Source organism: Arthrobacter sp. B2I5 (assembly GCF_030816735.1).
Taxonomy (GTDB): domain Bacteria; phylum Actinomycetota; class Actinomycetes; order Actinomycetales; family Micrococcaceae; genus Arthrobacter.
In genome coordinates this window covers 335,749-356,232 of record NZ_JAUSYF010000001.1, presented here as the reverse complement: position 1 = coordinate 356,232, position 20,484 = coordinate 335,749, and the positions used below count along the sequence as shown (strand labels likewise).

Sequence of the window (20,484 nt, the reverse complement as noted above, 5' to 3'; positions counted from 1 at the left end):
CGCGCCTATTCTGCGGTCAGCCCGCGCCCTGGCCCTCGCGCGCCGTCTCCTCCAGAATCCTGGCCGAGGGCGCTGCGGTCATCAGTTGCCCTATCACGTCGGGGTTGTCCCACACGTCGCGGCGGAGCCCCTTCAGGAAGCCGTCCGCAGCATCCTTGGTATCGAAGTCAAGGAGTACGGCAACGTTGTTTTGCTCCTGGGTATCCCGGAAAAGCCGGACAGACCTGGCGCCGGAGGAAGCGCGGCCTGCAGGATCACTGTCGAATACCTTCTTGAAGGCCTCGTAATCCCGGACTGGATAGCTGATCTGCAAGGTGAACATCATTGTTCCTTTCCTTCGGGCTGGGTCAGGTAAAGATAGGCCTTCCCGTGTCATCCCGATAGGGCCGGAGGGCCCCGCTGCCCCGGCTGCCTTTCCATCGTCCTGCAAGGCCGGCCCAGCCGCCGTCGGGCGACAGAACGGGGCCTTGATATTGATGCCCACCGCGGCGACGAGCGGAAGCGAGCCCCTTAAACCTCCGCCACCGGCGCCGCGAACTGGGCCTCGTACAGCCTTGCGTAAGCACCGCCGGCAGCCAGCAGTGAAGCGTGCGTCCCCTGCTCCACGATCTGGCCGTTCTCCATCACCAGGATGAGGTCGGCGTCGCGGATCGTGGACAGGCGGTGCGCGATCACAAAGGACGTCCGGTCACTCCGCAAAGCACTCATCGCTTTCTGCACCAGCACCTCGGTGCGGGTGTCCACCGAGGACGTTGCCTCGTCCAAGATCAGCACCGAGGGCTGCGCCAAGAACGCCCGGGCAATCGTCAGCAGCTGCTTCTCACCCGCGGAGACATTGGCGCCTTCGTCATCCAGCACCGTGTCGTACCCCTCGGGCAGGGACTTCACGAACCGGTCCACATAGGTCGCGGTAGCCGCCTCCAGAATCTCGTCCGAAGAAGCAGTAGGCCGCCCGTACGCGATGTTGTCCCGGATGGTCCCGCCGAACAGCCACGTATCCTGCAGCACCATCCCCATCCGCGAGCGCAGGTCGTTCCGGGTCATGGTCGTGATGTCCACGCCGTCCAAAGTGATCCGGCCGGCATCCAGCTCATAGAACCGCATCATCAGGTTCACCAGCGTCGTCTTGCCGGCACCGGTCGGCCCCACAATGGCCACCGTTTGCCCCGGCTCCGCCACCAAGGACAACCCGGAAATCAGCGGCTTGTCCGGTGAATACGAGAACGAAACATCCTCAAACACCAGCCGCCCCCGCGCCGCACCATCAGGGCTCTGCAAAGCAGAACCGGCAGGATCAGGGGACTGCTCCTCCGTATCCAGCAGCTCAAACACCCGCTCGGCCGAGGCAACGCCGGACTGCAGCAGGTTGGCCATCGACCCCAGCTGCGCCAGCGGCTGGGTGAACTGCCGCGAGTACTGGATGAACGCCTGCACATCGCCCAGCTGCATCGCCCCGGACGCCACCTGCAGGCCGCCCACCACGGCAATCCCCACGTACACAAGGTTCCCAATGAACGTCATGGCGGGCATGATCAGCCCGGAAATGAACTGCGCCCCAAAGCTCGCCTCGTACAGTTCCACGTTCTTCTGTCGGAACCGCTCCCCCACCTCACGCTGCCGGCCAAACACCTTCACCAGCGCATGCCCGGTGTAGGTCTCCTCGATCTGCCCGTTCAGCTCGCCCGTGTTCTTCCACTGCTGCACGAAAAGCTTCTGCGAGCGCTTGGCAATCAGCGCCGTGATCCCCAGCGTCAGCGGAATGGTCACCAGCGCGATCAGCGCCAGCGTGGGCGAGAGGATGAACATCATCACCAGCACGCCCAGCACCGTCAGCACCGACGTCACCGCCTGGCTGATGGACTGCTGCAGGCTCTGCGAAATGTTGTCCACGTCGTTCGTCACCCGGCTGAGCAGCTCACCGCGCTGGATCGAGTCGAAGTACCGCAGCGGCAGCCGGTTGATCTTCGCCTCAATCTTCTCGCGCAGCCCGAACACGGTCCGCTGCACCACGCCGTTGAGCACATACGCAGTCCCCCACATGAACGCCGACCCCAGCACATACAGCACCAACGCCCACGTCAGCACGCTGGCCAGCGCGTCGAAATCGATCCCCATCCCAGGCGTCAGCGTCATGGCGCTGAGCATGTCCGCCTTCTGGTTCTCCCCCGCCGCCCGTAGCTGCGCAATCAGCTGTGCCTGCGTCACACCCGGCGGCAGCTGCTTGGACACCACCCCGGCGAAAATCAGGTTGGTGCCCTCGCCCAGCAGCCGCGGCCCGATCACCTGCAGCACCACGCCCGCCACGGCCATGAACAGCACCAGGATCAGCCGCGCACGCTCCGGCCGCAGGGTGGCCAGCAGCCGCTTGGCCGAGCCCTTGAAATTCATCGCCTTCTCGGCCGGGACGTTCATCCCGGCAAAGGGTCCGCCCCTTCCCGGACCGCCTGCCGGGCGGGGAATGCGTACGACGTCGGCACTTGCAGTTTTGGAGGCCGGTGCGGCTTTGGTGCCGGCCTCGCGAGTGGGCTCCGGGCTCATACCGTCTCCTCCGCTGCCAGCTGGGACGAGACAATCTCGCGGTACGTCTCGGACGCCTCCAGCAATTCATGGTGCGTTCCGTGCGCAACGATCCTGCCGTCGTCGAGCACCAAAATCCGGTCCGCGTCCACGATGCTGGACACGCGCTGGGCGATGATCACCAGCGTGGCCCCGGCGGTGCTGCGCTTCAAGGCCTGGCGCAGCCGGGCGTCGGTGCCCGTGTCCAGGGACGAGAACGAATCGTCAAAGATGTAGAGCTCGGGCCGCTTGACCAGGGCCCGGGCGATGGCCAGGCGTTGCCGCTGCCCGCCGGAGACGTTGGTGCCGCCCTGCGAGATGGCCGCGTCCAGCCCTTCCTCCATCTGCTCCACGAAGTCCCGGGCCTGCGCGATCTCCAGCGCGGTCCACAGCTCGTCCTCGGTGGCGTCCGGGTTGCCGTACAGCAGGTTGCTGCGCACCGTGCCGGAGAACAGGTACGGCCGCTGCGGCACCAGGCCAATGTGCCCCCAGAGCAGGTCCGGGTCCAGCTCGCGGATGTCCACGCCGTCGATCAGTACCGCCCCGGAGGTGACGTCGAAAAGCCGCGGCATCAGGTTCACCAGGGTGGTCTTGCCGGACCCGGTGCTGCCGATGATCGCGGTCGTCTGCCCTGCCTTCGCGGTGAAGCTGATCCCGGATAGGACGGGCTGGTCGGCACCCGGGTAGGCGAATCCGACGTCGCGCATCTCCAGCTCGCCGCGCCGCACCTTGGTACTGACAGGCTTCGCCGGCGGCCGCACGCTGGACTCGGTGCCCAGCACCTCGCCGATCCGGTCCGCGGACACCGACGCGCGCGGGATCATCACGGCCATGAAGGTGGCCATCATGACGGACATCAGGATCTGCATCAGGTAGCTCAGGAACGCGATCAGGGTGCCCACCTGCATGGACCCGTCCTCGATCCGGAACGACCCGAACCAGATCACCGCCACGCTGGAGACGTTCAGGACCAGCATCACCACGGGGAACATGAGGGCCATCAGGCGGCCGGCGCGCAGGGCAACGTCCGTGACATCGGTGTTGGCGCGGGCGAAGCGGGCCGTTTCCATGTCCTCGCGCACGAACGCCCGCACCACGCGGATGCCGGTGAGCTGCTCACGCAGGACACGGTTCACGGTGTCGATCCGGGCCTGCATCTTGCGGAACAGCGGCACCATGCGCGTGACGATCAGGCCGACGGCGATCAGTAGCACCGGGACGCACACGGCAATCAGCCAGGACAACTGGGCGTCCTGCCGGATGGCCATGATCACCCCGCCGATGCTGAGCATGGGGGCCGCGACCATCAGCGTTGCGGACATCAGCACCAGCTGCTGGACCTGCTGGACGTCGTTCGTGGACCTGGTGATCAGGCTCGGAGCGCCGAAGCGCGTGACCTCCTGCTCGGAGAACTCGCCCACCCGTTCAAAGATGGCGCCGCGCAGGTCCCGGCCCAGGCCCATGGCGGCCTTGGCGCCAAAGTACACGGCGATGACGGCGCATACGATCTGGGCCAACGTGATGAGCAGCATGAAGCTGCCCGTGGACATGATGTAGCCGGTATCACCCCTGGCCACGCCCTGGTCAATGATGTCCGCGTTCAGCGTGGGCAGGTACAGCGACGCGATGGACTGCGCCAGCTGGAAAACCACGACGGCTGCGAGCAGCGGCCGGTGCGGCCGCAGATATTCGACGAGCAACTTCCAAAGCAAGGCCGGGCTCCAACCTGACGGAGTGTCCACAAACGTGTGGTGCGAAGGTCAGTGTACGTCCGGAAACTGAGCTTTAGCCGGGCGTTTTTGCAGGAAGTTGCCCGGTTCTCTTACGGCGTACGCCTGTCCTACGCATGCCGCGCGTCGAACCGCCGCCTGTAGTCTGTGGGCGTTGTGGAAAAGGCGGCGGCGAAGTTCTGGCGCAGGGTGACGGCGTTGCCGAATCCGCAGTCGGCGGAGATCTGTTCGATGGAAAGGTCAGTGGTTTCGAGCAGCCGCCGGGCCGCGTCCAGGCGGCGGGCGCGGATCCAGGCCGCAGGCGTGGTCCCGGTTGCGGCCCGGAAGGCGCGGACAAATGTGCGGCGGCTCAGGTGCGCCTGGGCCGCGAGGCGGTCGATGGTCAGCGGCTCCCCCAGGCGGGCCAAGCTCCACTCCAGCAGACGCGAAATCGGATCGTCACTTGAACGCTGCGGCACCGGATGCTCGATGTACTGCGCCTGTCCACCCTCCCGGTGCGGAGCGATGACCAGGCTGCGGGCCACCTGGTTGGCTGCCTCCGCCCCCAGGCGGGCCCGCACAACATGCAGGCAGGCATCCAACGCGGAGGCGGTGCCGGCGGAGGTCAGCACATCACCGTGGTCGATGTAGAGGACAGACTGGTCCAGAGGGACATCCGGGTGCCGCGCGGCAAGGGAGTCAAACGCCTGCCAGTGCGTGACGGCCCGGCGCCCGGCGAGCAGACCGGCGTCGGCTACGGGGATCGCGCCAAGGCACAAACCAAGGATGGGCGCCCCGCGCCCGTGTGCCCCTTGGAGCACCTGCCGCAGCGCACCGCTCAGCATGCGCCCGTCGTCGAACCATGAAGGCACCACCACGATATCCGCTTCCTTTGCGGCCGCCGGCCCTTCCACCTCCCCCAGCCGGTATCCCTCAGCGGTGGTGATCCCGCCTTCCTGGTCGGAAAAAAGAACCGTCGTCCAGCCGGCAAGGCCCTGCCGTGCCACCTCATCGAAAACCATCTGCGGCACGGAGAGGTGGAACATCGTCACCCCGTCGAAGGCGTACACCGCGATCCTCATCTTTGCCCTTTCGTACTTTTGGCCCGAATCCATCGTACGTTCGCCTTCGTGCCACTGTTGAGCGGCGTCCCCGGCGGGAAGACTGGAACGGCCGCCAACCGGCAGCCGAATTAACCGTCAGGGAGAACCAAGACCAATGAGCAGCCCCCGCCGCGCCCTCATCCTCATCGATGTGCAGCAGCAGTACTTCAGCGGCCCCCTCGAAATCCAGTACCCGCCGCACCAGCAGTCGCTGCCCACCATTGCGAAAGCGGTGGACGCTGCCACCGCCGCCGGCATTCCGATCGCCGTGATCCAGCATTCAGCGGGTGAAGGCGCGCCGGTGTTTGCGCCGGGCACACCTGCCTTCGAGCTGCACCCCGAGATCGAACGCCGCAAAACCGGCGAATGGAAGTCGCTGGTCAAGCAGTACGGCTCGGTGTACGCCGGCACGGACCTCACCGAATGGCTGCGGAAGCACGACGTCGACACGGTCACCTTGGTGGGCTACATGACCAACAACTGCGTGCTCGCCTCGGCCGTGGAGGCAGAGTTCCTTGGCTTCAGCACCGAAGTCCTCTCCGATGCCACGGGTGCCATCAACCTCGTCAATGACGCAGGTTCCGCCGACGCAAAAACTGTGCACACCACGCTGCTCGCGCTGCTGAACTCGAACTGGGCAGCAGTAGCCGACACCGACACGTGGGCCAACGCCCTGGCCGCGCAGCAGCCACTCACCGGCAGCGACCTCGGCAGCTCCGCCGTGGCCGGCTTGGAACTGGTCCCGCAAACCTAGCCGGCATTCCGCACTTCCCGCCTGGTGTTCCCGGGGGAAGCCCGGGAACACCAGCAGCAATCGCGGCGTTGCATCCACGGGAACCAGCCCAAACGACTTTCAAGGACTGCTTAGATGATATGGATTTTCCTCGCCGGCGCCATCCTGAGTGAGGTGACAGCGTCCCTCGCCTTGAAGGCGGCCCTTGATAATCCTGTCCTCTTCATCGTGGTTGTCCTCGGTTATTCGGCGTCTTTCGCTTTCCTCGCCGGCGTCCTCCGCAAAGGTCTGGGCCTCGGCGTTGCCTACGGCATCTGGGCTGCGCTGGGCGTGACACTCACCGTGCTGCTGGCGGCCGTCATCTTCGGCGAAGCACTGACCCCGGTGATGATGATCGGCGTCGCCATGGTGATTGGCGGGGTGCTCTGCGTTGAACTCGGCTCGCACAAGGAGCCGGCGGACGAACCCGCCAAAGAAATGGTCAACTCATGATGTGGCTGCTGCTGGCCGCGGCAATCCTCACTGAAGTCACCGCCACCCTCCTCCTGCGGGTCGCCTCCACAGGTAAGCGGCGCTGGTACGCACCGGTCGCCGTCGGGTATGTCCTGGCGTTCACGCTCCTCACGCTGACCCTTGACCGGGGCATGAGCCTCGGCGTTGCCTATGGCATCTGGGCCGCCGCCGGCGTCGCACTCACTGCCCTGGCCAGCCGGGTCTTCTTCAAGGAGGCCATCACCCCCGTCATGATGCTCGGGCTCGGACTCATCATCGGCGGCGTCCTGCTCATCGAGCTGGGCGCAGGGCACTAAACGAGGCACCCAGACGTCGGGACAGTCAAGCGCCGCCTTAACCTCCGGGCTGGCCGTGAGAGCATGATAACGATCCCAAAAACGGGTGTATTGAGTCGGCAGCCGCGGACGCAGCGCTGAAACTTCCTGAGGAGGGGAACCCCGTGAGCCAACCGCCGCTTCCTCCAGCCACCATTATCGACGTCGCATTGAAGGCAGGCGTTTCGAAGTCAACCGCCGCCAGGGCACTGGCTCGGTACGGATCGGTCAGCCCGAAGACCAGGGAACGGGTGCAGAAAGCGGCGGATGAACTGGGTTACCAGCCCAACGCCCTTGCCCGCAGCATGATCACTGGGCGAACGCGGACCATTGGCGTGGTGATACCCGATGTGGGAAACCACTTCTTCGCTGTCGCGATGAGGGGAATTTCCACTGCGGCGCGCGACGCAGGCTATGAGGTCCTGTTGAGCAGTACCGAGGGCGATCTGGCGTTGGAGCGCCGCGCCGTTGAACTTCTCGCTGGTAAACGGGTAGACGGCATTGTCATTGCGCCTGTTTCCACGGAGGAAACAGAGCACTTGGAACGACTTGAGAGCCAGGGTATTGCAGTGACCTTGCTGGATCGTCCGGCCCCTAAAGTCAAGGCTGCTTCCTACATCTCGGTGAATCACGTGGAGGCTTCCAGTCTTGCCGTTAATCACCTCATCGACCTTGGACACCGCGATATCGGGATCGTCACCGAGGCGCTGATGCCGGCGGGATGGCAGGCATCTGTCCCTGAGGCGGGCAAGAAGTTGCGGCCCAGCGCGGCACGTCTCCTCGGATATGTGAATGCACTCCAGAGCGCGGGAATTCGGTACCGAGACGAATATGTGGCGCACAGCGCCTACGCAAAGGCTGCGGCCTACCAGGCTACCCGGCGGTTGATAAGGGATAACCCCGGGCTGACCGCGATCTACTGCACGGACAGTGAACTGAGCGCAGGGGCCTTCGCGGCCCTGCAGGATCTGGAGATCGCGTGCCCGAAAGATATGTCCTTGATCGGATTCGACGACCAGGAATGGGCCACTCTGGTCCGCCCCAAGCTGACGGTTGTGGACCAGCCCAGCCACCAGCTGGGGATGGCGGCCACCAACGAACTCTTGCTGGCCATAGGTGCGCCCCAGGACCGCCGCGGAGACCGGACGCTGAGCGGCCGCCTGATCCTGAGGGACTCTACCGCCAGGCCCCGCACACCATTGGCAACGGGTCGCTGAAGCTTTCTGAGGTGAGCAGGCGAAAGGCCGGGACGCGTAGTTCCGCGTCCCGGCTATCGCCAGGAATCAAGCCGTAACTGCTACCTCCGTTTTGGCAGGCGGCACCCGGTGGAGTGCAGCGGGGAGGGCGAAGATCGCCACGCAGATCGACACCACGCATGCGGCTGTGGTGTACCAGCCGAACGAGACGTTGGACCCGGTGACCGAGAAGAGCCATACGGCGACGAGTCCTGCGGTAGCTCCGATCACGGAGGTGCCGATGTTGAAGTTCAGGGCTGCAGCCGTTGCCCTCACTTCCGGTGGGAAGCTGAGCACGTAGGCCACGCTCAATGGCGCCGCGACAAGGTTGTTGATGAGGGTGAAGACGATGACCGCGGCGGTGGCCAGCAGGATGGACTTGTTGCTGATGGCGTAGAAGGCCGGCACGGTCAGGGCGACGAAGAGTCCGTATCCGGTCAGCAGTACACGCCGGGCACCGTACTTGTCCGAGAGCTGTCCACCCCAGATGCTGGTGATGGGTCCAACGAGGTAGGTCAGCATTGAGGCCAGTAGCGCCTGGGACGCCGGGAAGCCTGCGGTGATCAGAGCTGTGACGAAGTACGCCTGGATGGTGTAGGAGCCAATCCGCTGCCCGGCGCCCAGGCCGATAGCCTTCAGCATGTCTCGCCAGTACAGCCGCAACGCGGTGCGCAGCGGGGTCTGCTTGACCTTTTCGGCTGCGACTGTCCGGACCACTTCCTGGAATTCGGGGGTCTCGCTGAGGTGGTTGCGCATGTAGACACCGATGAGGGCAATGGGGATCGAGAGCAGGAAGGGGATGCGCCATCCCCATGAGGTGAAGACGTCTCCCGGCATGGCGACGCTGAGGACATAAGCCAGCCCTGCCGCAAGGAAGGAACCCACGGAAGCGGTGGAATTCAGCACCCCGGCGATGAAGTTGGGCCGGCGGCCCCGTTCATGTTCGAAGAGGAAGTTTGCCGCCGTCGTGTATTCAACGCTGGCTCCGATTCCCTGAAGGAGCCGGGAGAGCAGCAACAGAACGGGTGCTGTGACGCCAATGGCAGCGTAGGTCGGCAGGAAACCAATCCCTGCCGTCCCGATGCTCATCAGGGCGATGGTCAGGATCAGCACAAATTTCCGTCCCTTGATGTCGCCCAGCGGCCCCAGGATGATGCCACCGAGGGGGCGGATGGCGTAGGAAAGGACGACGCCGACGTACACGGCCAGGAGGGCGACGGTGGGATCGCCGGAGGGAAAGAACTGGGTGGCGATGATAGCTGCCAGGGTTCCATAGAGCGTGAAGTCGTAATATTCGACCACGTTTCCCAGCATGGTGGAGGCGAAGATCCGCCGCCGGGCTGCCGGTGCCGCCAACAGGTCGGTGTCCGGCGTCTTGTTATCAGACATGATTCTTCCTTTGGGTGAAGGCTGAGCCTCGAGGCGTCAGCGGGGGCCTTTCGGCACAGCGTCTTTGCCGGGCCGAAAGCCGACTGTTACGGGAAACAAAAATTTGCGGGCGTTTTCAGTTGAAGTGCCGGGCCGCCGGCGGGCTGCTGCGCCGCCCACCGGCGGCCCTGGCACGATTCCTGGTCAGGAACCGTCGGACTTGGTGAGGTCCTGCATCTGGTTCGGGTAGGCCTGCCGAGCGTAGGCGTCCGAGATCTTCTGTTCGGCCAGGTCGCGGGCGACTTGCTCCGCCTCCCGGAGTGCGGGTGAGCCGTATCCGCCGGCGCCGGCCGTCTCAATGGCAACCCGGTCACCTGGCTGCAGCACCGTATACCCGTGGTCGATAGGCCGTGCTTCCGGATTGAGCACTGCTTTCGCACTGGCTCCCGGCATCCCTCCGTCCAGTCCCCAGGGCTGGGACTTCTGCCGGCTGGTATCAAGCCAGAAGTGGATGTCTGGATCTTCCACCCGGACGGCGCGCCGGATGCCAAGGCCTCCCCTGTGGCGCCCCGCCCCGCCCGAGTCCTGGATCAGTTCGTAGGCTTCGATGACCAGGGGGTATTCGGCTTCAAGGCTCTCAACCGGCAGGTTGGAGGTGTTGGTCATGTGGACCTGGACGCCGTCGAGCCCGTCCTTGGTGGCCCGGGCGCCGCATCCGCCGCCGATCGTTTCCAGGTAGACGAACTCTTTGCCGGTGCGTGAGTTTTTTCCGGAGAAGTGCACGCCGGTGTTGGCTCCATTGCTCGCCGCGGTGACGCGTTCGGGCACCGCTTCGGCAAGGGCGCCGTGGATCAAGTCAACTATGCGTTGGCACGTTTCGCTGCGTCCATTGACGGCGGCTGGTTCCTGGCAGTTGATGATGGACCCTTGAGGCGCCTCGATACGGACCGGCCGGTACAGGCCGGCGTTCGGCACGATGTCGGCGTCGATGAGGCTCTTCAACGAGTAGTAGACGGATGCGTAAAGAGCCGTCCAGACAACGTTTACACTGGCCCTCACCTGTGGCGGGTTGCCGTCGAAATCGAACAGGATTTCCTCCCCGGAGACTGTAATCCGGATCTGCAGATCGAGTTCGTTGTCGAGCTCCGGGCAGTCGAATTTGTCGGTGAAGGTGTAGACGCCGTCAGGCATATTTCCGATCGCTGCCCGCGTCCGGCGTTCTGTGTAGTCCAACAGTTCGGCGGCGGCGGAGACCATGACCTCCCGGCCGTAGCGGTCACACAGGTCCTTGTATCGTTGGCAGGCCAAGCGGTTGGCTGCCTGTTGGGCCCGGAGGTCGGCCTGACGCTCGTGGGGTACCTGGCAGTTGAGCAGGATCAGGTTGAGCATTTCCTGCTGCAGGATGCCGGCCCTGATCAGGCGCACAGGCGGGATCCGCAGGCCTTCCTGGAAGATGTGGGCGTGGCCGCGGTCACCGAAGTCGGCATGGTGGGCAAGGTTGGCCGCCCAGGCGGTGAGCACGCCATCGATGAAGATGGGGGTGGCCAGGACGATATCTGGAAGGTGCGAGCCACCGCCGCTGTAGGGGTCGTTTCCGATGAAGGTGTCACCCTCGGCGATCTCTTCGAGCGGGTAGCGGGCGAGAATTCCGTCCACGATGCCCATCAATGATCCGAGATGCAGTGGCGAGCCGCCTTCGTCCTGGGCGATGCCATGTCCGCTGGCGTCGAAGAGTCCGGCGGTGCAGTCCCTGCGTTCCTTGATGTTGGTGGAGTAGGCGGCACGGACGAGGGTGCCGCCCATTTCCTCCACGATGGTTGACAGTGCGGAGCCGATGACCTCGACCAGGACAGTGTCCGGGCGGGCGGAGTCGGCTGAAACGGGCTTATTCACTGGTGCTCCTGCGGATTTCGATGACAAGGTTGCGCAGGTCGTCCACGACGCAGACGTCCGACGGCAAGAGGAGGGTGGTGGTGTCCATCTGTTCGACGACGGCGGGTCCGGCAACGCGGTGGCCGACGTCCAGCTTGGTGCGGTCATAGACCGGGCACGGGACGTAATCTGCCTTTTCGGGCAGGAAGACATCCCGGTATCCGATGATGGCGTCTTCAGGCTTGCGCCCCTCCGAGTTTGAGCGGCGCAGGTCTGCGCGCGGAACGGTGGCGATGGCCTGGACGCGGAAGGTCACGGCCTCGACCACTTCGTTCCGGGCGCTGTAGCCGTACATCCGGTCGTGGGCCCGCTGGAAGGCTTCGATCAGTGAGCTGATCGATTCCTCGTCCAGGGCACCGTCAGGGACATCGACAGGAAGTTCATAGTTCTGCCCGGCGTAGCGCATCTCGATACGGCGCAGGAGGCTTCGACGGTCCTCTCCAATGTTTTCCTCGGCGAACCAGGCGGACGCCTGCTCCGTGAGTTCGGCGAAGACCTGACTGAAGCCGCTGGACGATTCGGGAGTAACCTGCAGGATCTTGGTCCGCATGAAGTCGCTGCGGATGTCGGTCATCAACAGCCCCAGGGCGGATTGGGCGCCGGGGGTCTCCGGAACAATGATCCTGTCGATTCCCAGTTCCGTGGCCAGCCGGGACGCGTGCAGCGGACCGGCTCCTCCGAACGGCACGAGGACGTAATCACGGGGATCGTATCCGCGCTGCACAGAGATAACCCGGATGGCGCGGGCCATGTTGGCCGTGACCACGCGGATGATGCCTTGTGCAGCTTCCGGCACTGACAGGCCGAGCGGGTCTGCGATGGCCTTTATCGCCCGGTGTGAAGCCTGCGCATCGATTTTGAGCTGGCCGTTAAGCAGGTATTCAGGATTCAGGACCTGCAGAACCACATTGGCATCGGTCACAGTCGCTTCCTGGCCGTTGCCGTAGCAAGCCGGCCCGGGGAAGGCTCCGGCACTGGCGGGGCCGACACGCAGGTGGTTTCCACTGTCGATCCAGGCGATTGAACCGCCCCCGGCACCGACGGTGTGGATGTCGAGCATGGGAGAGCGGATGGGCCGGCCGTCGAGCTCCATGCTGGAGGTGACTTTGGGGGTGCCGTTCTGGACGAGCGAAACGTCCGAAGATGTTCCGCCCATATCGAAGGTGATGATGTCCGGGCTGCCTGCGGCCGCGGTGATGGCTGCGGCTCCCACCACGCCTGTACTTGGGCCTGACAGGACAAGGCGGACCGGAAGTTCTTCCGCCGTCGGGAAGGGGATGATGCCGCCGTTTGACTGTGTGACGTGCGGAAGGCACTTAAGCCCGGCGTCCGCAAGGTTACTCCGAAGCCGTGCCAGGTACTTGGCAACGACCGGTCCGACATAGGCGTTTGTCACTACCGTTGAGAGCCGCTCGAATTCACGGAATTCGGGCAGCACCTCACTGGACAGGGAGACATAGGCTTCCGGAAATTCCTCGGCGATGATACGGCCGATTTCACGCTCGTGTTCCGGGCGGACGTAGCTGTACAGAAGGCACACCGCAATTGATTCAACGCCCTTGGCCTTCAGGTCGCGGACCGCTGCCCGGACCTCATTGGGGTCCAGGCCGGTTTCCACCCGGCCATCGTGACGCACGCGTTCGGTGACCTCCACGCGCAAGTCCCTGGGAACGAACGGCTCCGGCTTATCCGCCTGGAGGTCGTACATGTGCGGCCTGCGTCCCCGGCCCAGCTCCAGCAAGTCCCGGAAGCCCTTGGTGGTGATCAATCCTGTGCGCACGCCGCGTCCAGTCAGGAGGGCGTTGGTCCCTACGGTGGTCCCATGGGCAAAGTAACTGATCTCCCCGATATTCCGCCCGCCGATCTGGTCAAGCAGTTCTTGGACTCCCTGGATGATGGCCCGGCCTGGGTCATCCGGAGTAGAGGAGACCTTGCGGACATGGACCTGTCCGGTCAATTCGTCGAACGCGCAGAGATCCGTAAATGTACCTCCGGTGTCTACACCGATTCTTAGACTCATGATTTTCTGCCTGCCTGTCGTGCGGCTGCTGTTAGGGGTCTTTGGTCCCGTAGTGAGAGAGAGTTGGGAAGGTTCCCATCGGGATCTGATATCGAGTGTGACATGAGCTGGATCACACGTCAACGCTTTTTGGGATCGTTCTCAATCGAATCGCAGAGTCACTGATTCGGGCAGTGTCGGAAAGGTCCCGCGGCACCACAGCGACCTATTGACGAGCTGACGGGCCAGCTGTAGCGTCATCACAACATCTCTTTGGGAACGTTCCCCACTAGTTGTGATATTCGAAAGGATGAGTCCTTGAAAAGGCGCACACCAGTACCGGCAGCCCTCCCTGGACCGCACGCGCTACCAGCCCCTGAAGACCTGCCGGCATGGGATGGAGTGCAAAATGTCCTCCTGCGCGTGAGGCCCGCAAACTTCGAAGCTGGCGCTGATCGCGAAACGAAGACCGGAAGCCACTGTCCGTTATCCGGAATGTGGACCGCCGAGATTGAAGGCCGAACCGTCGAAGCCTGGATCAATGAAGGCGAACTTATGCCTCCCAGTGCGGGCGCGGCGGCCACATGGACTTACAGGGGCGGACGGGCTGGGACTCCCGGTCGAAACGGAGTCAGCCGCACCGCGAACAAAAGCAACCATTCAAATTGAAGAAAGTGAGTCCCAAGAAATGACTTCCACCAGAAGTGAAACCGACGTCGCCGTCCTGGGAGGCGGCATCCTGGGCGTTTCGACGGCCGTCCATCTCCTGCGTAGCGGGGCTTCCGTGGTCCTCATTACGGAAGGTGAACTTTCCAGCGGTGCAACCGGACGTTCCCTGTCGTGGCTGAACTCTGCAGGACAGCGATCCGACGCTTATCACCACCTGCGCATGGCTGGCATTGACCGCTACCGGACGCTCTTCGCAGCGGACCCCACACGGGAATGGCTGCAGTTCCAGGGTGGCCTCTTCTGGGCACCGGCCGGGGACGCGCCGAAGGCGGAAGCCCGGCATGAGTACGAGCAATCCCATGGGTACGATTCCATCCTGATCAAACCCGAGCAAATTTCGGAACTCACCCCCGGAATCGATGACACAGCGGTCACAGACGCTGCTGTCTTCAACCCCGGAGAAGGATGGGTCAGCCTCCCGCACCTGGTGGCCTACCTTATGGAAGAGTTCCGGGCCCGCGGGGGCGAGCTGGTTACGAACTCAGGCAAATCACGGGTCCTCGCCACAGACGGAATGGCAGCAGGCGTCATAACAGAAGACGGCACCAGGTACCCCGCCGATAAAGTGGTCGTCGCCTGTGGAGCCGCTACACCCAGTGTTGTTAAAGAGCATGGCGTGTATATCGCAGACGCATCGCCTCTCTCCGCGCTCGTCATTACCGAGCCCGCGAACACTGACCTTCAAGCCGTCCTGAACACGCCCCGGGCAGCAGTTCGACCCAACCCCGGAGGCAGCCTCGCACTCGATCATTCGTGGTACGAGGAGCAGATAGTGGAAGCAGCAGACGGTACCTTTTCCATGCCGGATGAGGTGGTGAAGGAGCTGGCTGAGGAAGCCTCCCGGCTCCTGCAAGGCAATCCCCAGCTCACAGCTGCCAGCTGCAGGGTCGGTCGGAAGCCGGTACCGGGAGATGGCCAGCCGGTGTTCGGAGAATTGGAAAAACTCCCGGGTTGCTTTGTGGCTTTCTCCCACTCTGGAGCGACCGTGGGACTCATCGCCGGAGAACTGCTCTCCTTCGAAATCATCACCGGACAAAAGCACCCAATGCTGGAGACTTTCCGACCTGAACGATTCAGCCGCTGAGGCCGGGTTCCGCACGGCGTACAGCTGGCCCCACTGACAGATATTGGGCCTCCACCATCAGGGAATCAGATTGTCCGCCCGGTAGCGGTCAAACAGTGCAATGAAGGAGTCCAGCGTCCGCCGGTACCCCGTGAACCCGGCATCACGGCTCTTCCCCATGTCCGTCACCACCTCAATGCCGCGCCCCAGGTCACCGTCCGTGTGCCACCAGGACGCCACCCGGTCCAGCTCCGGTTCGCTGAGGTTGTACTTGGCAGCAAGCTGCCGCCACTCGTCTTCACGGCCCGCCATGGACTGCTCCAGGGGACGTGGCTCACCTTGGTATCCCTCCCACTCCACGCCGAAGTAGGCTGCGAGTTTCGGCCACATCCAGCGCCAGCGGAACACATCACCGTTGACGATGTTGAAAGCCTCGTTCGCGGCTGCGGGAGTGGTGGAGGCCCAGAGCATATGCTCGGCCAGCAGACCGGCATCCGTCATGTCGGTCAGCCCGTTCCATTGTGTTTCGGATCCCGGAAAGACGAACGGCTCCCCGCTGTCCCGGCAGAGGGTGGCCTGCGCGGCGAGCGTGAGGCCCATGTTCATGGCGTTGCCTACCGCATGCCCGATCACGGTGTGTGCACGGTGCACGGACCAGGTGAAGCCCTGCTGAGCCGCTGCTGCCCAAAGTTCGTCCTCCTGGGCATAGTAGAAGTTCGGCACCGGAAGCCGCGGTTCCTCCTCGTGGAAGGGTGTGTCCGGCATTTCCCCGGCAGCGTATGCCTCGAACGGTCCGAGGTAGTGCTTAAGGCCGGTCATCAGGGCAACGTGGGCCACTTCCTTTCCCCGGAGGGCTGCGAGGAGGTCACGGACCATGCCGGCGTTGACGGCGATGTTCTCTTCCTCGGTGGCCCGCCGCGACCATGCGGTGAAGTAGACGTGGGAGGGGTTCTCCGGACCAAGCACGGCGGCGAGGGAGGCAGCCGAGGTCAGGTCTGCGGAGAGCCACTTGACGCCGGGGCGCTCCACTCCGGACCTTCGGGACAAGGCAAGGACTTCCCAGCCTTCCCCAACCAAAGTATCCACCAGGGCAGACCCCGCGATTCCGGTGGCTCCGACGACGAGCGCCGTCCGCCCATTGCCCGCTGCTGTTCCTGCGCCGATGGTCATAGTGCTCCTTCTCGTGGGTGCTTGGTTGGGCCGGGATGTTAGTTCCGACGACGGCCCCCTAGCGACAAGCTGCAGCCTTAGGCAGATATTCCGCACTTATGCGGTGGCCGCTCCGGAAACGCCAGGCCAGACGCGTTCGGCGAGCGCGATGACCGGCGGCAGGGCGGGGTTGTCCGAGTCCCCGGGCCGCGCCATCCACAGGTCGACTGGCAGGGGAAGCGCTCGACGCAATGCGTTTCCTATTGTTCCTGCAGTTTTCCCGGACAAGTTCCTGCAGATTTTCCGGACAAAGAGGACCTCCCCCGGGCGGCCCCGCCTATGTTCAAATGGGAAGGTTGAACCGGCCCCCCGAGTCCGCTCCACGGCCTCGACCCGATGGAAGGAAGCACATGACCGACCGCCAGGAACACCCTCCAGTCCCCACGCCGGGTAGCGCCCAAGGCCTGGACAGCAAAGCTGAGGGCGGGTGCCCGGTGGCCCATGGCAGCGCCACCGCCCAGGGCAGTGAAAGTGAAAACCCGGCGATCGATTCCCCGCAGCCCAAGGGCCACCGGCCGCGGACCAACCAGGACTGGTGGCCCAACCAGCTGGACCTCTCCGTGCTGCACGCGCACGGCAAGGCCAGCAACCCGCTGGACCCGTCGTTCAGCTACCGTGAAGAATTCCAGAAGCTCGACGTCGAGGCCCTGAAGCGCGACATCACCGAGGTCCTGACCACGTCACAGGACTGGTGGCCGGCGGACTTCGGCCACTACGGCGGCCTGATGATCCGCATGAGCTGGCACGCGGCCGGCACCTACCGCGTCCATGACGGCCGCGGTGGAGCGGGCGACGGCGGCCAGCGGTTCGCGCCGCTGAACAGCTGGCCCGACAACGCCAACCTGGACAAGGCCCGGCGTCTGCTGTGGCCGGTCAAGCAGAAGTACGGCCAGAAGCTCTCCTGGGCCGACCTGCTGGTCCTGGCCGGCAACGTTGCCCTGGAATCCATGGGCTTCGAGACTTTCGGCTTCGCCTTTGGCCGCGAGGACGTGTGGGAGCCCGAGCAGATCTTCTGGGGCCCTGAGGACGCCTGGTTGGGCGACGAGCGCTACGTGAGCGAAGGCCAGATGTCCGAAGACGTCGGTTCCACCGAAATGGGCCTGATCTACGTCAACCCGGAAGGCCCCATGGGCAATCCCGATCCCGTGGCTGCTGCCGCCTTCATCCGCGAGACGTTCAAGCGCATGGCGATGAACGACGAAGAGACGTTCGCGCTGATCGCCGGCGGCCACACGTTCGGCAAGACCCATGGCGCCGGCCCGGCCGATGCGCACGTGGGTCCCGAACCGGAGGGTGCCAACCTTGAGGCACAGGGCCTGGGCTGGCTGAGCACCTACGGCAGCGGCAAGGGCGGCGACACCATCACCTCGGGCCTTGAGGTCACGTGGACTGACAAGCCCACGCAGTGGAGCAACCGCTTCCTGGAGATCCTGTTCGAGTACGAATGGGAACTGGTCAAGAGCCCCGGCGGCGCCCACCAGTGGGTTGCCAAGGACGCGCCCGAGATCATCCCGGACGCCCACGATCCCGCCAAGAAGCACCGCCCCACCATGCTGACCACGGACCTGTCGCTGCGCTTCGACCCCGCCTACGAGGAAATCGGCCGCCGCTTCCTCCAGAACCCGGACGAGTTCGCCCTGGCCTTCGCCAAGGCCTGGTACAAACTGCTCCATCGTGACATGGGCCCGGTTGGCCCGCACATGCTGGGTCCCTGGGTGCCGGAGGCGCAGCTGTGGCAGGACCCCGTTCCCGCCGTCGACCATGAACTGATCAATGAACAGGACGTTGCCTCCCTCAAGGCCAAACTCCTGGACTCCGGCCTGACCATCCCGCAGCTGGCAGGCACGGCCTGGGCTTCCGCCGCCACCTACCGCAAGACGGACCGGCGCGGCGGTGCCAACGGCGCCCGGATCCGGCTGGAGCCGCAGCGCAGCTGGGAAGCGAGTGAACCGGAGCAGCTGGCCACCGTGCTGCAGGCCCTTGAGCGTGTGCAGGAAGAGTTCAACTCCGCGCAGACGGGCGGCAAGAAGGTCTCCCTCGCTGACCTGATCGTCCTCGGCGGTGCCGCCGCGGTGGAAAAGGCCGCTGCCGACGCCGGCTTCCCCGTCACCGTGCCGTTCCGCCCTGGACGCACCGATGCCGCGCAGGAGCAGACCGACGTCGAATCCTTCCAGTACCTGCAGCCGAAGGCTGACGGGTTCCGCAACTACCTGCGTCCCGGCTCGAAGCTCCCGCCCGAAACCCTCCTGCTGGACAAGGCCTACATGCTGGACCTCTCCGCACCGGAGATGACGGCACTCGTGGGCGGCATGCGTGCCTTGGGCACCAACGTGGGCGGTTCCAGCCACGGCGTGCTGACGGACAAGCCGCAGGTCCTGACGAACGACTTCTTCGTCAATCTCCTGTCGCCGGGCACCAAGTGGAAGGCATCCGAGTCGGAGGAGAACGTCTACGAGATCACCGACGTCGCCACCGGTGAGCTGAAGTGGACGGCCGCCCCCGTGGACCTGGTGTTCGGCTCCAACTCGCAGCTGCGGGCCCTTGCCGAGGTCTACGCCAGCGGGGACGCCAGGGAGAAGTTCGTCAACGACTTCGTGGCCGCCTGGACCAAGGTCATGGAGCTGGACCGGTTCGACCTGAACTGACCAAGGTGAGCTGAACCGCTGTGTCAGGGCCGGCTGCAACTGCAGCCGGCCCTGACCCCTTTAAAGCGCTTAGTGTTCAGCGGGAAAGCTGACCACCACGGTGGTGCCGCCGCCGGGCGTCTCCTTCAGGCTTAGCTCTCCCCCATGCGCTTCAGCAATCCGCCGGCAGGTGGCCAGGCCCAGGCCCGACCCCTGTCCGTCGCCCTCCCGATGCAGTCTGACCAGCGGTTCCAGCACGCGCTGCCGGTCCTCCGGGGCAATCCCTTTGCCATTGTCTGCCACCAACACCGTGGTCCCGTGATAGTTGGACATGCCGCTGATCCGCACCTTAAGCTCCCGGTCCGGGCTCGGGTAATTGACTGCATTGGCCACCAGGTTCTGCAGCAGGATGCGGAGTTGGCCAGGATCAACCTGCAGCTTCAAGTCATCGCTGTCCAAAACCGAGCCAGGTCCGAACGACAGGCCCAGATCATGCGCCACTTCGCCCGCCACGGTCTGGAGTGATACACGCTGCCTCTGGATGGCTCCGCCGACACTTGAGTACTTCAGGACGTCCTGGAGCATGGCAAGCATCCGGTGGCCGCTGGCGCCGATGAGCTGAAAGTACTCAGCGGCCGGGTGGGTGCTGTCCACCCCGGGGTCATCCTCACCCATCTCCACGTAGCCCAGGATGGTGGTGAGCGGCCCGCGGAGGTCGTGGCTTACGCGGCCCGCGAACTCCGCCAGCTTGGCATTGCTTTCCCGCACTTCGTGGAGGGCGCTGTTCAGCTGCAGGGTCCGGCGCTGCAGCTCGAGCAGTTGCACGGCCTGGCGGGCCAGGATTTCCAGCATGTCCAGCTTGTCCGCGTCAGGCACCGCCGGCGAATCGGAAAATACGCACAAGGAGCCGAGCACGAACCCTGATGCGGTTTCCAAGGGTACCGAGGCGTAGAACCGCACGGCGGCGATCTCCCCGGTCACAAATGGATTCGAGGCGAAGCGCGGATCCAGGGAGGCGTCCGGAACAACAGTCCTTTCCCCTGTGAGGAAGACTTTGGCGCACATCGAGTCCTGCCGGGAACAGACGGCGGCTTCAAAACCGACGGCGGCCACCTGGCGCTGCTCGTCGGAGGTGACAACATTGATCACCCCGTAAGGGACCCCGCAGAGTTTGGCGGCCAGCTCAACGAGGTTTTGAAGGGGTTCCATTGACTGCTCGGCACCGGTGACAAGCATGCCCTCCCCGGTTGGCGATGCCAAACCGTATTCCTGCAGCAGCTGGTCCCGCCCGATCGGATCCCCGAGGGCTGCAGGTGCCATGAGAGTGCGCGCCATTGATTGTCCCCTTTCAGACCACACATTAGGGTCCCGGGCGATAGTACAGGCCAATGCCTGTT

The 20,484-nt window shown here is 64.3% G+C and carries 16 protein-coding genes; 6 read left to right on the top strand and 10 right to left on the bottom strand.

The annotated features are described in order from the left end of the window. Positions 1-16: 16 nt before the first annotated feature. From QFZ60_RS01625 to QFZ60_RS01610, 4 genes are all read right to left on the bottom strand, one after another. On the bottom strand, positions 17-325 hold the full coding sequence (locus tag QFZ60_RS01625) for a hypothetical protein (protein WP_235565071.1): 309 nt from the start codon (positions 323-325) through the stop codon (positions 17-19). A gap of 185 nt (positions 326-510) precedes the next feature. Then, positions 511-2,538, bottom strand: coding sequence for an ABC transporter ATP-binding protein (locus QFZ60_RS01620; RefSeq protein WP_307087563.1), 2,028 nt, complete (start codon positions 2,536-2,538; stop codon positions 511-513). Beyond that, positions 2,535-4,268 carry an ABC transporter ATP-binding protein gene (locus QFZ60_RS01615; RefSeq protein ID WP_307087561.1) on the bottom strand — a complete coding sequence of 578 codons (1,734 nt, stop codon included), beginning with the start codon at positions 4,266-4,268 and terminating at the stop codon, positions 2,535-2,537. The genes QFZ60_RS01620 and QFZ60_RS01615 overlap by 4 nt, the downstream gene beginning before the upstream one ends. Before the next feature lie 128 nt (positions 4,269-4,396). Then, on the bottom strand, positions 4,397-5,380 hold the full coding sequence (locus QFZ60_RS01610; protein ID WP_307087559.1) for a GlxA family transcriptional regulator: 984 nt from the start codon (positions 5,378-5,380) through the stop codon (positions 4,397-4,399). Positions 5,381-5,483: 103 nt separating this feature from the next. On the opposite strand from QFZ60_RS01610, the gene QFZ60_RS01605 reads away from it, so the two are divergent. From QFZ60_RS01605 to QFZ60_RS01590, 4 genes are all read left to right on the top strand, one after another. Further along, positions 5,484-6,122: an isochorismatase family protein gene (locus QFZ60_RS01605; RefSeq protein ID WP_307087557.1), complete on the top strand. Its 639-nt coding sequence runs from the start codon at positions 5,484-5,486 to the stop codon at positions 6,120-6,122. Between the two features lie 114 nt (positions 6,123-6,236). After that, positions 6,237-6,593: a multidrug efflux SMR transporter gene (locus QFZ60_RS01600; RefSeq protein ID WP_307087555.1), complete on the top strand. Its 357-nt coding sequence runs from the start codon at positions 6,237-6,239 to the stop codon at positions 6,591-6,593. Further along, entirely contained in the window at positions 6,590-6,910 is a 321-nt protein-coding gene (locus QFZ60_RS01595) for a multidrug efflux SMR transporter (RefSeq protein WP_307087553.1), read from the top strand. Before QFZ60_RS01600 ends, QFZ60_RS01595 begins: the two co-directional genes overlap by 4 nt. 143 nt (positions 6,911-7,053) lie before the next feature. Beyond that, positions 7,054-8,145 (top strand): LacI family DNA-binding transcriptional regulator, encoded by a 1,092-nt coding sequence (locus QFZ60_RS01590; protein ID WP_307087551.1) that lies wholly within the window; start codon positions 7,054-7,056, stop codon positions 8,143-8,145. 66 nt (positions 8,146-8,211) lie between these two features. Here QFZ60_RS01590 and QFZ60_RS01585 read toward each other — a convergent pair whose 3' ends face one another. The 3 genes from QFZ60_RS01585 to QFZ60_RS01575 form a co-directional block, all read right to left on the bottom strand. Continuing rightward, positions 8,212-9,552 carry an MFS transporter gene (locus QFZ60_RS01585; protein ID WP_307087549.1) on the bottom strand — a complete coding sequence of 447 codons (1,341 nt, stop codon included), beginning with the start codon at positions 9,550-9,552 and terminating at the stop codon, positions 8,212-8,214. 183 nt (positions 9,553-9,735) lie between these two features. Then, entirely contained in the window at positions 9,736-11,424 is a 1,689-nt protein-coding gene (locus QFZ60_RS01580; RefSeq protein ID WP_307087547.1) for a hydantoinase B/oxoprolinase family protein, read from the bottom strand. After that, positions 11,417-13,483: a hydantoinase/oxoprolinase family protein gene (locus QFZ60_RS01575; protein ID WP_307087545.1), complete on the bottom strand. Its 2,067-nt coding sequence runs from the start codon at positions 13,481-13,483 to the stop codon at positions 11,417-11,419. The genes QFZ60_RS01580 and QFZ60_RS01575 overlap by 8 nt, the downstream gene beginning before the upstream one ends. Before the next feature lie 667 nt (positions 13,484-14,150). Between QFZ60_RS01575 and QFZ60_RS01570 the strand changes: the two genes are divergently transcribed. Then, positions 14,151-15,275 (top strand): FAD-binding oxidoreductase, encoded by a 1,125-nt coding sequence (locus QFZ60_RS01570; RefSeq protein ID WP_307087543.1) that lies wholly within the window; start codon positions 14,151-14,153, stop codon positions 15,273-15,275. Between the two features lie 57 nt (positions 15,276-15,332). Here QFZ60_RS01570 and QFZ60_RS01565 read toward each other — a convergent pair whose 3' ends face one another. Together QFZ60_RS01565 and QFZ60_RS01560 are read right to left on the bottom strand one after the other, a co-directional pair. Next, a complete protein-coding gene (locus QFZ60_RS01565) occupies positions 15,333-16,424 on the bottom strand; it encodes an SDR family oxidoreductase (protein WP_307087541.1) in 1,092 nt (363 codons plus the stop codon). 96 nt (positions 16,425-16,520) lie between these two features. Further along, positions 16,521-16,655 (bottom strand): hypothetical protein, encoded by a 135-nt coding sequence (locus QFZ60_RS01560; protein WP_307087539.1) that lies wholly within the window; start codon positions 16,653-16,655, stop codon positions 16,521-16,523. 158 nt (positions 16,656-16,813) lie between these two features. Here QFZ60_RS01560 and katG point away from each other — a divergent pair, with 158 nt between their 5' ends. Next, positions 16,814-19,108, top strand: a complete 2,295-nt coding sequence (gene katG, locus QFZ60_RS01555) for a catalase/peroxidase HPI (RefSeq protein ID WP_307087537.1) — start codon at positions 16,814-16,816, stop codon at positions 19,106-19,108. A gap of 69 nt (positions 19,109-19,177) precedes the next feature. Here katG and QFZ60_RS01550 read toward each other — a convergent pair whose 3' ends face one another. Next, on the bottom strand, positions 19,178-20,422 hold the full coding sequence (locus QFZ60_RS01550) for a GAF domain-containing sensor histidine kinase (RefSeq protein WP_307087536.1): 1,245 nt from the start codon (positions 20,420-20,422) through the stop codon (positions 19,178-19,180). Positions 20,423-20,484: the final 62 nt, after the last annotated feature.

Excerpts from the sequence above, each read along its gene's own strand:
- QFZ60_RS01585 (WP_307087549.1), bottom strand. The coding sequence starts at position 9,552 with ATGTCTGATAACAAGACGCCGGACACCGACCTGTTGGCGGCACCGGCA.
- QFZ60_RS01570 (WP_307087543.1), top strand. The coding sequence starts at position 14,151 with ATGACTTCCACCAGAAGTGAAACCGACGTCGCCGTCCTGGGAGGCGGC.
- QFZ60_RS01565 (WP_307087541.1), bottom strand. The coding sequence starts at position 16,424 with ATGACCATCGGCGCAGGAACAGCAGCGGGCAATGGGCGGACGGCGCTC.
- katG (WP_307087537.1), top strand. The coding sequence starts at position 16,814 with ATGACCGACCGCCAGGAACACCCTCCAGTCCCCACGCCGGGTAGCGCC.
- QFZ60_RS01600 (WP_307087555.1), top strand. The coding sequence starts at position 6,237 with ATGATATGGATTTTCCTCGCCGGCGCCATCCTGAGTGAGGTGACAGCG.
- QFZ60_RS01625 (WP_235565071.1), bottom strand. The coding sequence starts at position 325 with ATGATGTTCACCTTGCAGATCAGCTATCCAGTCCGGGATTACGAGGCC.
- QFZ60_RS01610 (WP_307087559.1), bottom strand. The coding sequence starts at position 5,380 with ATGGATTCGGGCCAAAAGTACGAAAGGGCAAAGATGAGGATCGCGGTG.
- QFZ60_RS01620 (WP_307087563.1), bottom strand. The coding sequence starts at position 2,538 with ATGAGCCCGGAGCCCACTCGCGAGGCCGGCACCAAAGCCGCACCGGCC.
- QFZ60_RS01595 (WP_307087553.1), top strand. The coding sequence starts at position 6,590 with ATGATGTGGCTGCTGCTGGCCGCGGCAATCCTCACTGAAGTCACCGCC.
- QFZ60_RS01605 (WP_307087557.1), top strand. The coding sequence starts at position 5,484 with ATGAGCAGCCCCCGCCGCGCCCTCATCCTCATCGATGTGCAGCAGCAG.
- QFZ60_RS01550 (WP_307087536.1), bottom strand. The coding sequence starts at position 20,422 with ATGGCGCGCACTCTCATGGCACCTGCAGCCCTCGGGGATCCGATCGGG.
- QFZ60_RS01575 (WP_307087545.1), bottom strand. The coding sequence starts at position 13,483 with ATGAGTCTAAGAATCGGTGTAGACACCGGAGGTACATTTACGGATCTC.